Annotated in this window: 14 protein-coding genes; 3 read left to right on the top strand and 11 right to left on the bottom strand. The window is 65.8% G+C overall.

Annotated elements, in window-relative coordinates; translation table 11 throughout:
• The 8 genes from LRA87_RS05545 to LRA87_RS05510 all read right to left on the bottom strand — a co-directional run bounded on the left by LRA87_RS05545 (position 1) and on the right by LRA87_RS05510 (position 12669).
• The gene (locus LRA87_RS05545) at positions 1–1287 is read right to left on the bottom strand and encodes an EAL domain-containing protein (protein WP_230629925.1); all 1287 of its coding nucleotides are present in this window, start codon (positions 1285–1287) and stop codon (positions 1–3) included.
• 322 nt (positions 1288–1609) lie between these two features.
• The gene (locus tag LRA87_RS05540) at positions 1610–3097 is read right to left on the bottom strand and encodes a flavin-containing monooxygenase (protein ID WP_230629922.1); all 1488 of its coding nucleotides are present in this window, start codon (positions 3095–3097) and stop codon (positions 1610–1612) included.
• A gap of 57 nt (positions 3098–3154) precedes the next feature.
• Positions 3155–7399 carry a translocation/assembly module TamB domain-containing protein gene (locus tag LRA87_RS05535; protein ID WP_230629921.1) on the bottom strand — a complete coding sequence of 1415 codons (4245 nt, stop codon included), beginning with the start codon at positions 7397–7399 and terminating at the stop codon, positions 3155–3157.
• The gene (locus tag LRA87_RS05530; protein ID WP_230629919.1) at positions 7399–9600 is read right to left on the bottom strand and encodes an autotransporter assembly complex protein TamA; all 2202 of its coding nucleotides are present in this window, start codon (positions 9598–9600) and stop codon (positions 7399–7401) included. Before LRA87_RS05530 ends, LRA87_RS05535 begins: the two co-directional genes overlap by 1 nt.
• Positions 9601–9769: 169 nt before the next feature.
• Positions 9770–11185 carry a coniferyl aldehyde dehydrogenase gene (locus LRA87_RS05525; RefSeq protein WP_230629917.1) on the bottom strand — a complete coding sequence of 472 codons (1416 nt, stop codon included), beginning with the start codon at positions 11183–11185 and terminating at the stop codon, positions 9770–9772.
• A complete protein-coding gene (locus LRA87_RS05520) occupies positions 11182–11607 on the bottom strand; it encodes a hypothetical protein (RefSeq protein ID WP_230629915.1) in 426 nt (141 codons plus the stop codon). The genes LRA87_RS05525 and LRA87_RS05520 overlap by 4 nt, the downstream gene beginning before the upstream one ends.
• Complete coding sequence (locus LRA87_RS05515) at positions 11604–12359, bottom strand: prepilin peptidase (RefSeq protein ID WP_230629913.1); 756 nt, start codon at positions 12357–12359, stop codon at positions 11604–11606. Before LRA87_RS05515 ends, LRA87_RS05520 begins: the two co-directional genes overlap by 4 nt.
• 1 nt (position 12360) lies before the next feature.
• Positions 12361–12669 (bottom strand): hypothetical protein, encoded by a 309-nt coding sequence (locus LRA87_RS05510; protein WP_230629911.1) that lies wholly within the window; start codon positions 12667–12669, stop codon positions 12361–12363.
• A gap of 87 nt (positions 12670–12756) precedes the next feature.
• On the opposite strand from LRA87_RS05510, the gene LRA87_RS05505 reads away from it, so the two are divergent.
• Positions 12757–13944, top strand: a complete 1188-nt coding sequence (locus LRA87_RS05505; protein WP_230629909.1) for an acetyl-CoA C-acyltransferase — start codon at positions 12757–12759, stop codon at positions 13942–13944.
• Here LRA87_RS05505 and LRA87_RS05500 read toward each other — a convergent pair.
• Positions 13934–14452 (bottom strand): hypothetical protein, encoded by a 519-nt coding sequence (locus LRA87_RS05500; RefSeq protein WP_230629907.1) that lies wholly within the window; start codon positions 14450–14452, stop codon positions 13934–13936. The genes LRA87_RS05505 and LRA87_RS05500 overlap by 11 nt on opposite strands.
• A gap of 252 nt (positions 14453–14704) precedes the next feature.
• The gene (locus LRA87_RS05495; RefSeq protein ID WP_230629905.1) at positions 14705–15196 is read right to left on the bottom strand and encodes an SH3 domain-containing protein; all 492 of its coding nucleotides are present in this window, start codon (positions 15194–15196) and stop codon (positions 14705–14707) included.
• Between the two features lie 101 nt (positions 15197–15297).
• Here LRA87_RS05495 and LRA87_RS05490 point away from each other — a divergent pair, with 101 nt between their 5' ends.
• Positions 15298–16290: a 2-hydroxyacid dehydrogenase gene (locus LRA87_RS05490; protein ID WP_230629903.1), complete on the top strand. Its 993-nt coding sequence runs from the start codon at positions 15298–15300 to the stop codon at positions 16288–16290.
• A gap of 89 nt (positions 16291–16379) precedes the next feature.
• Positions 16380–16577 (top strand): hypothetical protein, encoded by a 198-nt coding sequence (locus LRA87_RS05485; protein ID WP_230629901.1) that lies wholly within the window; start codon positions 16380–16382, stop codon positions 16575–16577.
• 134 nt (positions 16578–16711) lie between these two features.
• Here the strand turns inward: LRA87_RS05485 and LRA87_RS05480 are convergent, their stop codons facing one another.
• A complete protein-coding gene (locus tag LRA87_RS05480) occupies positions 16712–18115 on the bottom strand; it encodes an NAD(P)H-dependent flavin oxidoreductase (protein ID WP_230631154.1) in 1404 nt (467 codons plus the stop codon).
• Positions 18116–18206 lie beyond the last annotated feature (91 nt).

The raw sequence follows: 18206 nt of genomic DNA, 5'->3' as shown, positions 1-18206 counted from the left end.
TCAGGCCTGACGCCGGGACGCGGCGAAACCACCGAAACCGGCCAACGGATCGGGCGCCGGCACGCGATGCCGCCCCTCGTCGAGATACTGGATCAGCGATGGAAGCACGACCGGACGGCTGATCAGGAACCCTTGCACCATGTCGCAGCCCATGACCGTCAGCAGCGCGAGTGCCGCATGGGTTTCCACACCCTCCGCGACGACCTCCATCTCCAGTGCATGCGCCAGATCGATCGTCGACCGCACGATCAACGGGTCGCGGTTCGAACTGGTCAGCTGCGTGACGAACAGCTTGTCGATTTTCAACTCGCGCGCCGGCAGCTGCTTCAGATACGCCAGCGACGACAGACCGGCACCGTAATCGTCGATGGCGATGGTGATGCCGAAATCGGCGAAGATCTGAAGATTGGCGATCGCACTCGCCGGATCGCGAATGACCGATGTCTCGGTGATTTCGAAACCCAGTTTGGCATCGCTGCCACCGACGAGCGCACACGCCTCGCGCACGAAGGCGGTGTCGGCAAGCAATTGCCCCGCAATGTTGATGAACAACCGCAGGTCATGGCCGCGCGCGGCCAGATCGCGCTGGTCGGCGATGGCGCGGCGGATCGTCCACAGCGTCATCCGATCGATCAGATGGCACTCCTCGGCCACCGGAATGAAGTCGTTCGGCATCACCAGTCCGCGGGTCGGATGACGCCAGCGTACCAATGCCTCGGCACTGGTGATCTCCTGCCGGCGAACATGCACCTTGGGCTGGTAATGCAGAACCAGTTCATCTCGATCGATCGCCTGATCGAGCTCCCGCGCGAGCCGCAGCGTATCGCTGGCGGTGCGCGGCACGACTGCATGGGTGACGGCACGATATGCCGTCCGTGCCTCTGCCAGAGCCGCCTCGGCCTGTTCGACCATCGCAACCTCGTCGACGTTCGCGGCGGGCGCGCTTGCGCCACCGAATGTGAGCAGGATCGTGACCGACTGATCGTCGAGCGTGAAGGGACGCTCGAATGCCTTGTCGAGAGCGACGATGTGTCCGTCCATCGCATCGCCGCGCGAACCGCGGAAACCGCAGGCGATTTGCGTTCGGCCGATGATCGCGACGCTGGCGGTCGGCATCACCCTGCCGATTCGCTCCGATACCAGTCCGGCGAGCAGATCGGCCCGTTGGCAACCGAGCTGTCGACGCAGATCCCCGAAGTTTGCGATCTCCACCAGCAGTTGGAAACGGAACGGCTCGCCCGTGGCGACAGCAGCTGTGCCCCCGCCGAACGGGGCCAGTTTATCCACGGATTCCGGGCGATGCGCGACGGTCATGACCGGATCGAACTACCGGACAGGGTTGAAGATTGAATTAACCGGCGGGGCTCCGGCGGCCCCATGCAATCCCGATTGTCGAATGCTTAACGACCTGTTAAGATTAACACGCATCCTCGGGATGCCAAAACAAGGGAGATAAGCATGTTGGAACTGTTCCTGGCGTTCGTCTCGGCCCTGTCGGTTGACATCAAGCCCTGGTAAATCGCTTACCCGGCTCGGGTGCCTCGGCCGACGTCAATTTGGCGTCACCGGACAGGAACCCGAGCCGATCCTTACGGCATTTGCAGTGACATCATGCGGCGAGTTCGCCGGGCGCTCGTGTCGTCTTCGGTTCGGGATTTCCGAACACCATGTCGTCGTCCACCGAACCCAGCCGTAACGCGAGCACGTCGAGCGCGTAATTCTGGTTGAGTTTCCATGGCTTGCGCGAACCCTGCCGGGGCAGCTTATGCTCGGCACGCTTGATATAGCCGGACGTGAAGTCGACGAACGGCTCCGTCGCCATCGCAACATCGCCGTTGTGCGGCATAGCCTGCCGCAGGCCACGCTTCTTCATCGTGTTGAGCAGGCGACAGACATACATTGCCACCAGATCTGCCTTCAGCGTCCACGATGCGTTGGTATAGCCGAACGTATAGGCGAGGTTCGGCACGTCCGAAAACATCATCCCCTTATATTGTAGCGCCTTGCTGAGATCGATTGGTGCATTGTCCTTGCTGAAGCGCACGTCGCTGAGCAGCTGTAGTTCGAGCCCGGTCGCCGTCACGATGATGTCGGCGGGCAGTTCTTCACCGGAATGCAAACGGACGCCATGCTCGGTGAAGCTCTCGATCGTACCGGTTGCGACCGACGCATCACCGGCCTTGATGCTCTTGAAGAGGTCCGCGTCCGGCACCAGACACAGCCGCTGGTCCCAGGGATTGTAGCGCGGGGTGAAGTGCGTATCGACATCGTACTCAGGCCCAAGATGTTCGCGCACCATTCCGATCAGGCGGGCCTTGAACTTTTCGGGCTGCTTTTTTGCGATACGATAAAAGAACATGCTCATCAGCACGTTCTTCCAGCGTGTGACCCCGTAAGCGACCTTGCCGGGCAGCTTGGTCCGTAGCCAGTTGGCGATACGATCTTCCGCCGGTCGCGAAACGACATAGGTCGGCGATCGCTGCAACATCGTCACGTGCGCCGCCGTCCTGGCCATTTCCGGCACGAGCGTCACCGCGGTCGCGCCGCTGCCGATCACGACGACGCGCTTGCCTACATAGTCCAGGTCTTCGGGCCAGAGCTGTGGATGGACGATGCGTCCGCCGAACCGCTCCGCCCCCGTGAATTCCGGCGTGTAGCCTTTAGCGTAATTATAATAGCCCGAACACATGCACAGGAAGTTGCAGGTGAACGTCAGGGGCTCGCCGTGTTTGCCCGTCGCCCGGACGGTCCACAGCGCCTCGTCCGTCGACCAGCTCGCTTCGGTGACGTGGTGGCGAAACCGGATGTGGCGATCGATCCCATAGGTGTTCGCCGTCTCTTCGACATAGGCGCGGATCGACGGACCATCGGCGATCGACCTGGCGCTCGTCCACGGGTGGAACGAGAAGCCCAGCGTATGCATATCGCTGTCCGACCGGATACCCGGATACCGAAACAGGTCCCATGTGCCGCCGAGCACCGCCCGCCCCTCAAGGATCACATATCTGCGTTCGGGGCAGCGGGTCTGCAGGTGATAACCTTGCCCGATCCCGGATATTCCGGCTCCCACCACGACCACATCGAAATGTTCGGCCATCAGCCTCTCCACCATACCCGTTATTCGGTTTCGTGGAGAGGCCTATCCCGGTTCACATCAATAGTCTTTCGAATATTTCAGCCGCGCATCCGACCCTCCGGCCGACCCGGTCGATGTGAGCAAGCTCAACGCCCTCGTCAGGGCAATCTCCAGCTGCGTCGCGGTGAACCCACGGGCGTCGGTGACGATCTCGACATAGATGTCATCCGTAAGATACTTGCCCGCCGCGAGGCTGGTGCCGCGCCCGCTCGCCTCGTCCGCACCGAGCACCCGCAAGCGGTCGAAACCGGTGGCGGACCGCAGCTTGCCGAGCGGATTGAGCCCGCCGCCGCCGGAACCACGGAGTGAGTTGAGCGCGCTAGCCAGCTGGATCGCCTCGGTCGCCGACAGATTCTCCGGATTGGTGCCGAACAGCAGGCGGCTTAGCACCTCGTCCTGCGGCAGCGCCGGCGTCGACGTAAACGCGATCTGCGGCCGCTGCCCCGTGCCGGTGATGGCGATGACTGCGGTGATGCCGTTGACTGTGGTCGATGCCTGGATGTTGATGTCGGGATCGGTCAGGGCGCCGCCGCGGAAGCGGATGGTGCCGCGCGTGACCTCGAACCGCTTGCCGGCGAAGGAATATGTGCCGCGCACCAGATCCAGCCCGCCGGTGATGACCGGAGCCGCCGACGTCCCGCCGACCTTCAGGTTCATCTCCCATTCCGACTCCAGACCCATTCCGGAGACGAACAGCTGGTTTTCCGCGCGCACGGTAAGGTCCAGCCGAATGAGGCTGACGGGCGCCGGCTTCGGCCGATCGGTGGGACGCGGCGTGACCTGCTGGCTCCTGCGGCGGATGCCGGTGAGTTCCGGCACCTCGGCAGCACCCTGACGGATGATCTGATAGCGCGCCTCGGGGATGTTGAGGTTGCCCTGCAACAGCCCGCCTTCGCGCCCGTAGGTGAACCGAACGGTGCCAGAGGAGGTTGCCGCCAGTGCATCGCTCTTGGCGAGCTGCGCATTGTTCAACGTCGCCCGCAGGTCGATCGGGAAGCCGCTGTCGGCGGCTAGCCCGACGCTGCCCTGCGCCTGAACCGTCCCGTCGCCCGCGCGGGCAGATAGATTGGTCAGCTCGAGCCGATCGTTGTTGAAACGCGCCGCGATCTTCATCTGCGACAGGCGCGTGCCATAGGTCTCGTTGTCATAGGTCAGATTGTCGGCCCGGATCAGGCCATTGAGCCGCGGCGCGGCGACCCGGCCGGAGAAATCGGCCGCAACCGCGATCGGACCCGTCAACTGCTGTTCGGACAAGGCAGCAAGGCTGAAGAGCACTGCGGACGGCCCGTTGTAGCGGATACCGCCGGATAGCGGTGCCTGCATCAGCCGGGTCGCCCACGACCCCGCACCGGGAGGCAAGGGACGCAGCGTCGCGAGCATGCGGCCGATAGTGGTCGGCCCACGCTTGACGAGCGCCCGCGCCTCGCCGCCATCGGGAACGAGGCGGCCGACGAACTGGACGTCGACGGGTTCGGACACCGCCGCAAGGCCGGTGCGCTGGAAGCCGGCGATCGTCAACCGGGCATCGGCGGCCGGAATGGCATTGCCCTGTTGGCGATAATCGAGGCTGCCGGTGACGGCACCCGAGAGGCCGAGGTTCGGTACGAAGGCCGACAGCATCGACAGGTTGAGGCGGTCCAGCCGTGCCTGCGCCGCGGTGACGCCGCCGCCGAACGATCCGGCGATCCGTGTCGAGCCGGCGGTCGGACCCTGCCCGAAATCGATCCGCGTCGCCGCGAGCCTATAGGCGTTGCCGACGGACGTGATCCGGGCCGGGTTGACGGTGCGGAAGGCGATGTTGTTCGCCTGTCCCTGCGCGGCGACGAGGTAATTGCCCGGCGACAGTTGTGCGTTTACCGCAACCCGCAGCGGCACGCCGCTCGATCCGGTCAGCAGCGCCTGTGCGGTGCCACGTCCGCCGACATAATTGATCTTGGCGCGCATCGTCTGGATGACGAAGGCATTGTAGCGGGTGTCGGCCACCTGCACGTCCGCAACCACCTGCGGCGCCTTCGGCAGCATCACCACATTCGCGTCGACGATCGCACGACCGATCGTAAAGTCGGCATAGCCGGGGATCGTCGCGTTATACGCGCGCGCGGCGATATCGGCGCGCTGATACCCGCCCTGATTGGCAAGGCGCACGGTGCCGTTGATCCCGCGACCGGCGAACTGCAAAGCGCCGGCGAACGGACCCGCCGGTGTCGCGACCACGCGGCCGCTGCCTACGATGCCGGCGAAGACGACGCGATTGATATCGACCGTCAACTGCGGGCTGGGCCTCACGAGCACATCCGCAGTGAAGGGGCCGTAGTTGGTGCCGCCACTCGCCGTCACGGCATAGGCGCCATTGCGCCCGACGACACGCGCGTTGAGGTTCACCAATCCTATGCCGACGCCGGGCCGTGCCGCACGCAGCACCACGAAGGGTGCTGTGGCGGTGCCGGTCACGCGCGCGGACAGCGGTCCGTATTGCGCGGAATAGGCGTCGGCGTTCACCAGGACGCTGCCGTTGGCCGGATCGAACCGGCCCTCGCCCCGCGTGATACGGAATTGCGGCGCATTCATCCGCAGATTGCGGAAGGTGACGATCCCTTCCGGACTATAGCCGATATCGCTGCGGACGATCGCATTGCCGCCGAGGAAATCGCGCACGCCACTGTTGAACAGCTGCTTCGTCTGCGCAACGACGCGGCCGGTGATGCCGAAACCGCCATTGGCGCCGGGCACCAGTTTGGCGTCCGTCGACAGATTGAGGATGCCGATGCTTTCGAGACGGTAGTTGTTGACCCGCCCCTTTAGCGCGCCGGTGTAACGGCCGGTCTGGGTGTTCGCGACGACGATCGCGGTCGCATCGATATTATCCGAACGGATACGCAGATTATCCGACAGGATATTCGGCATCGAGATCGCGAAATCGCCCTGGATGCGCACGTTGTTCGCCAGCCCGCCGACCGCAGCATTGAGGCCGGTGACGCGGCGCGCACGCGCGGTGACCGGCACGAGGATGCGGTCCGCGTTCACGCGGGCCAGACCTTCGGCATAGACATCCTCGACCGTCGTGGTGCCGAAGCCGATCGCCGCCGCCTTGATCTTATAGTCCACCGTCGGCGTCGCGAACGCACCGTCGAGGACGACCCGAGCGGTGACGTCGCGACCGCGCAGGTTCGGTGCGATGGCACCCGGCGTCAGCAGCTTCGCGTCGACTGCGAAATGTCCGAACGTGCTGTTGGCAAGATCGATAAGACCGCCCGCATCGACCGCCAGCGCATCGGACTTCAGCGTCAGTCGCGTGTCCGCCTTGCGATCGTTGAGAGTGGTATCAAGCGCCAGGTCCAGCCGTGGCGCGGTCAATCGCTCCACCGGACCCTGCAGGTACAGACCGGGCGTGGTGAAGCCGCGCACCTCGATATGCCCGTTGCGCGCGTTGACGTTGAGATTGGCCAGCTGACCACCGCCGAGCGTGGCGATCGCCTTGCCCTGCCACGCCTGCCAGCTGCCGCGGCCATCGACGGTCGCGGTGAGTGGCGCCTTCAGCGAACCCATGGTGGCGACGACGCCGCCAACCGGAGCGTTCAGCTTCAGATCGATGTCGAGCTTGTTCTGCTCCGGCACCGCGTCGAGCTTGAGGTGCAGCGTATCGCCGCCGGCCACCCCTGCGCCACGCAGTGCAGCGGCATCGGTAACGAGTTGCGCACGGCGATCGGCGATGTGCACGGCGCCGTCGATCCGCACGATGTGCGTTTGACCGGTGACCGGCTTCGCCAGCACCAGTCGCCCGACGTGAAGCCGATTGACGTCGATGTCGAGATCGGGGAGCAGCGGCGCGTTTTCGTCGGTCGGCGGCGTCTGCTTCAGCTCGGGCCGGCGTGCGAGCGTGACGAGCTCGGTCGAAAGCGTCCGCACGTCGACGTGGTTGTCGACGAATGCGAACGGGCGCCAGTCGACATTCAGGCGGGGACTGGTGAGGAAGACGCCCTTGGGATCGGCGACACGGACGTCCGACAGGGTCATCTGACCGTATAGCGATCCGTCGATGCGGCCGACCTTGATATTGAGGCCAGATGCGGTGGTGTAGCCGCCGATCCGATTGGCGACGTAGCGGCGTCCGGGATCGGTGTTGATCCCCAGCACGACGATGCCGACCAGCACGATGAGGCCCAGGACCAGGAACAGCGCCCATTTCAGGACACGCTGCCAGAGCGGGCGCTTCGTCACGACCGTTGCATCGCTGGATTCGGTAACGGGCGTATCCTCCGCCATCAGAATGCCTGACCGATCGAGATGTAAAGCGCGACCTTGCCATCGCCCGGCCGCGGATTGAGCGGGGTGGCGACATCGATGCGCATCGGGCCGAAGTTGGTGTAAAACCGCCCGCCGATGCCGGCGCCGAACTTCAGTTCCGACCCCTTGGGGAGGCTCGATTCATAGCTGTTGCCGGCGTCGACGAACGGCACGATGCCGAAATTGCCGAACCGGTAGCGGGCCTCGAGCGCGAATTCGTTGAGGCTGCGGCCACCCACCGGATCGCCGTTGGGGTCGAACGGTCCGAGCCGCTGATATCCGTAACCGCGCACGGATCCGCCGCCGCCGCCGTAATAGCGCCGGGACGGCGCGAGGTCGTCACGGGCGATGCCCTGAATCGACGCGGCGCGCGCGCGGCCTGCGATCACCAGGCTGTCCGATACCGGGTAATAATAGGTCGCCTCTATCTGCGTGCGAACGTACGGTTTGAACCCGCCGCTCACCGCACCTTCCGGGCTGAGGTTGAGGCGTAGGCGATAGCCGCGGGTCGGGTTCAACAGACTGTCCGACGTGTCCCATTCAACCTGTCCGGGCAGCGCAGCGATGCCATAGGTGCGGCGGACGTTCCGGCCCTGCGTGAAATCATACACGCTCTCGTTGGTGCCGACGATCTCGCCACCGTAATAATAGGTGAACCGCTTTTGCCAGATCGGCGTGGAAACGTAGCTCCAGCGCGCCGAGAGGGTGCCGGTGAACGCGTCGAATGCGTCGTAACTCTGATGCACCGCACTGGCGATGGCCGTGAACGTGCGGTCACGCCTGCCGGCGTTCGAGCGGCGGAAGGTGCCCGACGCGCCCTGTTCCTGTGTACCGGCGACGACCGTGCCGATCAGCGCGCCTTCCGGCGGGAACAGGTTGCGGTGGGTCCAGCTTCCCTCCGCCTTGAAACCCTGACCGGTCGAATAACCGGCGCTGCCCGCCAGCGTCCGCGCCGGCCCCTTGCTCTGACGCACGAGCAGGTCGACCGCCTCGGTGCCGTCGGGATTGGTGCGGCCGGTGCGCTGCGGCTCCACCGCGACGCTGGAGAACAGCCCGGTTGCGACCAGCGCGTCGCGCAGGTCGTCGGTCTTGCGGCTGTCGTAAAGATCTCCGTCGTCGAAGCGCGGAAAGACGTTGAGGTGTTTCAGGTCGAACACCGGATCACCCGTGGTGACGAGATTGCCGAAAGCGGACCGCGGCCCCGTGTCGACCGGCAGCGTATACGCCCCCGTCGCCTTTTCGGACTGGTCGTCGAGCAGGATGTCACGTTCGCCGACCTTGACGAACGGATAGCCCTGCTGCGGCAGCACGAGGCTGAGGTTCGCCTCGGCACCCTGTATACGCGCCGCCTCGATCGGATCGCCGACCCGTAGCGGCAGATTGCGCGTAACGAGATCGGCCGGCACCACCGGCTGCGCCTGAACGTCGATCGACGACAGGGTATAAAGGCGCCCGGGCGTGGCGGTGACGGTCGCGCGCAGGCGGCCCGGCTTGTTCGCATCGGCCGGGTCCTGCGTCGCCTCGATCAGCGATATCGCATTGCCGTCGTAGTAACCAAGCGACGTCATCAGCCGTTTCGCGAGCGATTCGTCCTCGCGCGCACGCGCCGCGACCTGTGTAGCGTTCGCCGCCTTGCCGTCGCCTTCCTTCAGCGCCGACAGTGCTTTGAACTGGCCAGCGAGGTCGAGTTCCTCAAGCCCCTTCAACACCGTATCGTAGCGGATCTGCGGCGCATCCTTGTCCTTGATGTCCGCCGCGGTCTGCAAAGGCGCGGTGTCGAACGTCGCCAGCGGTTGCAGCGGTTGCGCCAGTTCGGGGTTTTCGGGCGCGGCGGGGGGCAGACTGCCATCGGCGACCAGCGGTGCAGCCGGCGTGGTCGTCGCGGGAGCCGCAGCGCTGCCGATTGGCTGCTGGGCCGGCATCGGCTCCAGCGGTGCATTGATATCGCCGGTCAGCGGCGGCAGGGCAGCATTGAATTCGGATTCGGGAACGATCGGCGCGGTTGCGGAGGCTCCGCTCTCCGTCGTTTGTGGCGCATTCGCGCGCGCGCTATCGGACTTCGGCGCATCGGGGCCACGCGCGGGCGCCGTTCCTTGCTGCTGATTGAGCTGTGCTGCCGCGGGGCTACCTGCGACCAGAGCGATGGCAAGCCAGTGATGTCGTCCGGTCGATACTCGCACGCGTGTCCCGTTCCCCTTTGCGAGAGCGTTCGCGTTCGAATCCACCCCCAAGCATCCCGATAACGTCGGCACGTCGGCTTGGTTGCGCCGCGGCATAACTTTTTCGACCTAACTCAAGCTAATAGCTTGTCATACAGCACTAAACCTCGCGTCGACCGACGGAGCGTACTCAGAATTTCATCTGTCGCTTCACCGATGCGGCAAGCGCCCGGCCGTAGGGAGGCTTGAGCCCGGCGAGCTTCGCGACGTCGAGCCGCGACTGGCGAAATACCGCTTTGGCGTGGCTGAAGGTGCGGAACCCGTCGATGCCGTGGTAGCTGCCCATGCCCGACGATCCGACGCCGCCGAACGGCAGATCCTCCATGGATACGTGGAACACGACGTCGTCGAGCGTCACGCCACCCGATATCGTCCGATCGAGCACGCGCCGACGTTCCGCCTGATCCGGGCCAAAGTAATAAAGGCCGAGCGGCCGCGGGCCGCGATTTACGCGTGCGATCGCATCGTCGATCCCGTCATAGCGCACGATCGGCAGAATCGGCCCGAATATCTCCTCCTGCATCAGCGTCATCGTGTCGTTGACGTCGCGGACGATGTGCAGCGGCATCTTGCGGCTGTTCGAACCAGCGAAATCCTCGCTTCCCGGATCGACCGTTTCGACCCGGGCCCCCTTGGATCGCGCATCGTCCAGCCAGTCGGTCAGCCGGCGGTGATGCCGGTCGCTGACGATCGACGTGTAGTCCGGGTTCGCCAGCACCGTCGGGTACATCGCCGTCGCCGCCGCGATCAGTCCGTCGACCACAGCCTGTTCCCGCGCGGCGGGCACCAGCACATAATCGGGCGCGAGGCAGATCTGGCCGGCATTGAGCATCTTGCCGAGCGCGATCCGCTCGCTTGCCCGGCCGATGTCCGCCCCCGCGCCGATGATCGCCGGGCTCTTGCCGCCGAGTTCCAGCGTCACCGGCGTCAGATTGTCGGCGGCGGCGTGCAGGATGTGGCGACCGATCCCGGTCGCGCCGGTAAACAGCAGATGGTCGAACGGCAGCGCGGCGAATACCTTGCCGACCTCCGCTCCGCCGGAGACGAACGCGAGCTCGTCCGCTGCGAACCAGGCGCCGGCGATCTCCTCGAACAATGCCGCGGTGGCCGGCGTAAACTCGCTGGTCTTCACCATCACACGATTACCCGCCGCGAAGGCGCCGGCGACCGGGCCCATCACGAGATTGACCGGAAAATTCCACGGCGCGATCACGCCGACGACACCCTTCGGCTGATATTCGACCCACGCTTTCGCACCGAGCAGCCCCAGCGGGAACTGGACGCTGCGCCGTTCCGGCCTCGCCCAGCGTTCCAGATGCTTCAGCGCATGGGCGATCGGCGCGATCGATCCGGCGATATCGGTCAGCATCGACTGGTCGCGGCTGCGATGGCCGAAATCCTCGCTCAACGCGTCGCAGAAGCGGACGGCATTGTCGCGGATCATCGCCGCGGCGCGCGTCAGCCGGTCCTTGCGCGCGGCGATCGGCATCGGCAGTCCGGCGTTGAAAGCGGCGCGCTGCGCATCGAGCAGCGCGTCCATCCTCATGCGCGGCAGCCGATCAGTCCGGCGACGGGCACGACGATGCCGTCCTGCCCGGCGCGGTCGATCTGAAGCGAGCCGGTCGGCACCTTTGCCCCCGCCGTCAATCCCTCCTGCTGGACGACATCCATCGTCAGGCGGGCGGTGATATCGCCGCCACGGTATTCGGCGGCATCCGCGAAGCCGAGCCTCGCCGCGCCCCCGGTATCGCCACCGGTGCGTGCGAGATCGACGATCTTGCCGCCGAGCGAAATGCGGATGGTCGCGGGATCGGCGGTCGCCATCGCGACCAGCTGCCGGTCGGCAGCGCTCCACAGATAGGCCGCGCACCCCTTGGCGGGCAGTCGCTGTTCGCCGATCGCGCCCGGCATCGGCGTCGCAGGAACGGGAGCGGCCTGAGCCGCGACGGCGAGCAACAACGCGATCATGGCGCCAGCACTATCATGGCGATCCACGCGGGGTAAGCCGCCACCGCCAGCAACGTGCCGAACGGCAGTGCGGTGTCGCGCGAGATCCGGCGCCCGGTCCAATGCGCGAACGCCGCAACGCCCAGTCCGATCAGGCTGGCTATCACCAGCACCGCCGGTATCATGCGCCATCCGAGCCACAGGCCGATCGCGCCGAGCAGCTTGGGATCGCCGCCGCCCATTCCCGCGCGACCCCGCGTCCGCTCATACCCCCAGGCGACCAGCGCGAGCATGCCGAAGCCGAAGCCGCCGCCGATCAGCCGATCCGTTAGCGGGGGGGCGAATCCCGCCGCGCCGGCGATCAGGCCTGCCGCCGCCAGCAGCCCGGTCAGACGGTCGGGTAGCCAGAAGGCGGTGAGGTCCAGTGCCGCCAGCGCGAGCAGCAGCCAGCCGAACACCGCGCCGCCCACCCCTTCCCAACCCGGCGCCACCAGTCCCGCCGCGCCGCCGATCGCCGCTGCCAGCAGTTCGATCCACCAATGGCGCCGGTCGATCGCCACGCCGCAGCCACGACATCGCCCGCGCTGCACCACGTAACTGACCAGCGGCACCAGTTCCGCCGGACCTAGCGTCCGCCCGCAGGCATCGCACGCCGATCGCCCGTCCATCACCGATCGTCCGGCCGGCCAGCGGACCACCAGCGCGCCGATGAAGCTGCCGAAGATCGCGCCCAATATCGTCAGGACGAGCGGCCACGCCATGGCCGCGCTCATGTCAGGCCCCGGCAGGCTCCGGATCGCGGATCAAATAGCGATAGACACCGAGCATATCGATGCCGAGCAACACGACGTTCTGCGATCCCAGCGCCCAGTCGCGCATCAGCACCGCGCCCGTTATCCATGCGATCGCGGACAGGCAGAACAGCACCATCGCCCAGCCTGTGTCGCGCCGCCCCCAGTCCAATGCGACGATGGTCGCGGCGATCATCCCGCTGATCGAGGCAAACCACCGTATCGGCTCGATAAAATCTTCCATCGCGCCCCAGCGCGCGGCGACGCGAATTGATCCTGCCGGATTTAGCATATGCAGGACAGGCGTCGGCCGGCTCGCTCATTGCCCCGCCCTGCCCCGCATCCTAGATGGCGTGCAACGAAAAACACCGGAGAGCCCATGTCCACCGATCCCGTCGTCATCCTCGGCTATGCCCGCACCCCCATGGGATCGTTCCAGGGCGCGCTGTCCGGGGCGTCCGCCACCGAACTCGGCGCGGCGGCGGTGAAGGCGGCGGTGGAGCGGTCCGGCGCGTCGGCGGCGGCGATCGAGCGCATCTACATGGGCTGCGTACTGCCCGCCGGTCTCGGTCAGGCGCCCGCGCGACAGGCGGCGATCGGCGCCGGTCTCGGCACCCATGTCGAGGCGACCACGATCAACAAGATGTGCGGGTCGGGCATGCAGGCGGCGATCCTTGCGGCCGATGCGCTGGCTGCCGGATCGGTCGAGATGCTCGTGGCGGGCGGCATGGAGAGCATGACCAACGCGCCCTATCTGTCGAAGAAGCATCGCGCCGGCGCGCGCATCGGCCACGACACGATGTACGACCATATGTATCTCGACGGTCTGGAGGATGCGTACGAACCCGGCAAACTGATGGGCCATTTCGCCGAAGATACGGCGGCCGAATACCAGTTCACGCGGCAGTCGATGGACGATTACGCGATAGAATCGCTGACCCGCGCGCAAAAGGCGCAGCGATCCGGCGCGTTCGACCGCGAGATCGTCCCGGTCGAGGTGAAGGGCCGCAAGGGCAGCACGACCGTGTCGCTCGACGAACAGCCGGCCAAGGGCGATATCGCCAAGATCCCGACGTTGAAGCCGGCCTTTTCGAAGGACGGTACGATCACCGCGGCCAACGCGTCGTCGATCTCCGACGGTGCGGCCGCGTTGGTGATGACGCGCGCCAGCGTCGCCGAACGGCTTGGCCTGACCCCGATCGCCCGCATCGTCTCGCATGCCGCTCACGCACACGATCCGGCAAAGTTCACCACGGCGCCCGTGTTCGCGATGCGCAAGGCGATGGAACGCGCCGGCTGGAGCCGCGACGATATCGACCTGTTCGAGGTGAACGAGGCGTTCGCCGCCGTGTCGATGATCGCGATCCACGATCTGGGCATCGATCCGGCGCGGCTGAACGTCCATGGCGGCGCCTGCGCGCTGGGGCATCCGATCGGCGCCAGCGGTGCGCGGATCCTCGCGACGTTGCTGTCGGCGTTGCAGACCAATGGTCAGCGTCGCGGTCTCGCCTCGCTGTGCATCGGCGGCGGCGAGGCAACGGCGATGGCGGTCGAACTTATCGACTGACAGCTGCCAAGGGCATATCGCCCCCGTCATACGATAGCGCGGGGCCGCGGCGGTACAGATCGGATACGTCGGTCTTGTACCCGTGCAGACTCACCACCAGCCCCGCGTCACAGATCGGTGCGGCGGTCAGGCGAAGCCAGCGGCAGACGTCGTCGAGAGGCGCGATCTGGATGTCGAGGGTGAAACCGCGGCGGTGCCGGATCGCGTGGGTTCGCAGCCGCTCCATCGCGGCCCGCGATCGTTCGGCGTACATCGACACGGTGACACCGCGATCGACCGGATTGTCCTGCGGCATGCCGAACAGGCGATAAACCGCGGAAGACCAGGTAAGCATATTGGTGGCAAGATCGCATGCCCAGCGTCCGGTAGCCCGGTCGGCGGCATGTAGCGGTGCCGGCGTGAACCCGGGCGCCGGATCGCCGTCATGGACCCGGCCCAGGTCCAGCCGCTCGCCGGCATCGCTCATCGGCCAGCTGTGATGCAGCGGCAACGGTTCGGTCGGGAGCATCGTTCGGCCTCCATCGCCGGTAAGCCATCGTGCCTAACCTCTCGGTCCTAACAAGCTGTTAGGGTCGATCGCCAATTCCGTTCATGGGGCCTTGGTGGGCTCGACACCCCGCAGTCCCGGCCGTGTTCGAGGGTTATCGCCGCCGAACGTGCGCCACTTTTCTCCACATGCAACGGAGGAGCAAGCTCGTGTTCGGGGATAGTCGCTGAGGTACTTCGGGAGTATGATCCGGATCAGGCCCGTCGCTCCGCGTCAAGGCAGCCGCTCGCCTGCCTCGACGCCCCACAGGCTCGCCACTTCGATGAAACCGGCCTGCCCCTTCACATCCAGCCGGCACCAGCCGCTTGCGCATTCGCTCAGCCGGCCGACGACACCGGGTGCCGCACGCCACAGCAGCCTGGACACGGGCGATGGCCGCTCATGCATCTCGACGGGCTGGTCACCACGCACGATCGCGGTACGCCGCTCGTTAAGCAGCGCCGCGAGCATCCAGCCCTGCGTCCCGTCCGGATCCTCGACCTTGCGCCATTGCTTGAACGTGGCGATCACCCGCACCGGCAGATCGGCACGCTGGTACAGCCAGCTCGCCGGATAGGTCTTTTCAGGGCCGGTCCGCATCCGGGCGCGCCCGGCGCTGATCGACGCATAATACGGCAGCGTCTTCTTGGCATCCGCGGCCAATGCGTGGCCATCGACGACCAGCGCTGCCGCACATCCGGCAATCGCCAAAGCCCAATGCCGCATTGTCCCTGTCCTTTTCCCCATGATCCTCTCTCTAGCGCGGCGGCCCGGAACAGCAACGATCCGTTGACGCTTGTCGTGCGCTTCGCCAAGCCGTTACTGCGATGACAGAACCCCGCCGTAATCCCCGCGTGGTCGTGACCCGCGAACTCGCCGATCCGGTCATGCAGCGGCTGGAAGCGCTGTTCGACACCACCAACAATCGCGGCGATGCCGCCATGACCCGCGACCAGCTCGCGGCGGCGATGGCGACCTGCGACGTGCTGGTGCCGACCGTTACCGACGATATCGATGCCGATCTGATCGCGGGCGCAGGCGACCGGCTGCGCCTGATCGCCAATTACGGTGCCGGCGTGAACCATATCGCGCTGAAAGCTGCGCGCGCGCGCGGGATCATCGTCACCAATACCCCGGGCGTGCTGACCGAGGATACCGCGGATATGGCGATGGCGCTGATCGTGTCGGTGCCGCGGCGGCTGGCGGAAGGCGAGAAGCTGGTGCGATCGGGCGAATGGCACGGCTGGAGTCCCGGCGGTATGCTCGGCCACCGCATCGGCGGCAAGGCACTGGGCATCGTCGGCATGGGCCGCATCGGTCAGGCGGTCGCCCGCCGCGCCCGCGCGTTCGGCCTGTCGATACATTATCACAACCGCCATCGCCTGCCCGGCGTGGTCGAAGCGGAACTGGGCGCGACCTTCCACGCCGATCTCGACGCGATGCTCGTGGCCACCGACATCGTCAGCATCCACACGCCGCTGAACGCCGACAGCCGCGACCTGATCGACCGCCGCCGGATCGGCCTGATGCGCCGCCATGTCTACGTCATCAACACGTCGCGCGGCGGCATTCTCGACGAGGCCGCGCTGGTCGACGCGCTCGAGGCAGGAGAGCTGGCAGGCGCCGGCCTCGACGTGTGGGAGCACGAACCGCGTATCGACCCGCGCCTGCTCGCGCTGCCGAATGTGGTGATGACGCCGCACATGGGCAGCGCCACGCTCGAAGGGCGACAGGCGTCCGGCGAACGCGTCATCCAGAATATCCGGATGTGGGCGGATGGTCACCGTCCACCGGATCAGGTGCTCGAAGGCTGGGCCTGAGCACCAGAAAACGTGTTGATTCATTGCTGAACGAAACCTTTGCTGCGCCGCGACATTAACGCCGCACCTCCGCAACATAGGACACGATCATGACCATCAAGCCCCTCGCCGCCGCCGCCCTGCTGCTCGGTTCGGCCCTCAGCCTCTCGGCATGCTCGACCCTCAAGGGTGCCGGCATCGGCGCAGCTGGCGGTGCGGGTGTCGCCGCGGCGACCGGCGGCAGCGTCGAAAAGGGCGCAGCGGTCGGTGGCACTGCCGGCGCCGTCGTCGGCACCGTCGCCGACTAACGAGGTTCGGAAGCGCCGAGCCTCAACCCGGCGCTTCCGGATACTTGGACCGCTGCTAACGGACTCCTTCGCCGGTAGCCAAAGCGAGTGACAAGAGCGACGGCTACGTACGGGGCGGCACTCCTGCGGTCGGCTCAGTCCCCCGTCAGGATCCGATCGACCAGCTGCTTCACGCTCGGCACGAAGCCGTTGGAATAGAACGGATCGCGCTTGAAGTTATACGCCGCATGGCCGGCGAACATCAGATTCTGGTCGACGTCGCCGCCATGGGCGATGTCCTGCAGCGTCTTCTGGATGCAGAAGCTCCGCGGATCGGCCAGCCGCCCGGTCGAGTTGGTCTCGGTGTCCGCCCAGCTCGAAAACGAACATTGCGACAGGCAACCCATGCAGTCCGCCTGATCCTTGCGGATGATGCCCTTCTCGGTCGGCGACACGAACACCAGGGTGTTGTCGGGCGTCTTCAACGCATCCGTATGGCCTTCGCCGAACCACTGGCGCGCGCGCAGCAGATCGTTGCGCGTCACCCAGAAATTCTTGCCCTTTACGCCAACGTCGAGCTGGAACAGGTGATCGCCCGCTTCCTGCGTCGAAAAGGCGATCTGCCGTTCCGACCGCGACTGAAGGTTGCGCAGGAACGGGTTGAGCACCGCCGACGAATAGAAACCGGTCGGGCTGAACTTGTGCAGCAGCACCTCGCCCTCCTCGATGTGCGTCAGCCGGTCTTTCCAGTCCTGCGGGATCGGGCTTTCCTGCGTCAGCAGCGGGCGCGTGCCGTACTGGAAGGCGATCGTCCCCAACTCGGGATTGTCGATCCAGTCGTTCCAGTCGCGCAAATACCAGACGCCGCCCGCCATCACGATCGGCGTGCTGTCGGGAATGCCGCCCTCGCGCATCACCGCGCGCAGCTCGGCGACGCGCGGGAACGGGTCCTGCGGCTTCAACGGGTCTTCGGCGTTGGACAGGCCGTTGTGCCCGCCGGCGAGCCACGGGTCCTCGTACACCACCGCCGCCAGCCAGTCCGCCGCCTTCGAATACGCCCGCTTCCACAGCGCACGGAACGCTCGGCCCGACGACACGATCGGCAGGTACGACACGCCATAGGACGCGGTGATCTCGGACAGCTTGTAGGGCATGCCCGCGCCGCAGGTGACGCCCGCCACCTTACCGCGGGTGCGTTCGAGCACGCCGTGCAGGATGCGCTGCGCCCCGCCCATTTCCCACAACACGTTGATGTTGATCGCGCCCTTGCCGCCCGCGATCTCGTATGCACGTTCGACCTGCTGGACCGCGCCCTCAATGGCATATTCCACCAGTTCCTCATGCCGCTGGCGACGCGTCAGCGCCGTGTAGACCTGCGGAATGATCTTGCCATCGGGATCGTAGCTGTCGGCGTTGACCGCGGACACGGTGCCGATTCCGCCCGCGGCGGCCCATGCACCGGCGGAAGCATGATTGGTCGCGGCGACGCCCTTGCCGCCTTCGACAAGCGGCCAGACCTCACGGCCATTGTACACGATCGGCTTCAGGCCCTTGAACACGGAAAACGTCACCTCATCCCGGGGGTAAATACGGCCGGCTATACAAGAAGGATGCGGTGATGCGAAGGAATTGCGATGTGGATCAGTGCCG

This window comes from Sphingomonas sp. Leaf37 (genome assembly GCF_920939475.1).
Taxonomy (GTDB): Bacteria; Pseudomonadota; Alphaproteobacteria; order Sphingomonadales; family Sphingomonadaceae; genus Sphingomonas.
This window is presented reverse-complemented; position numbering and strand designations above follow the sequence as displayed.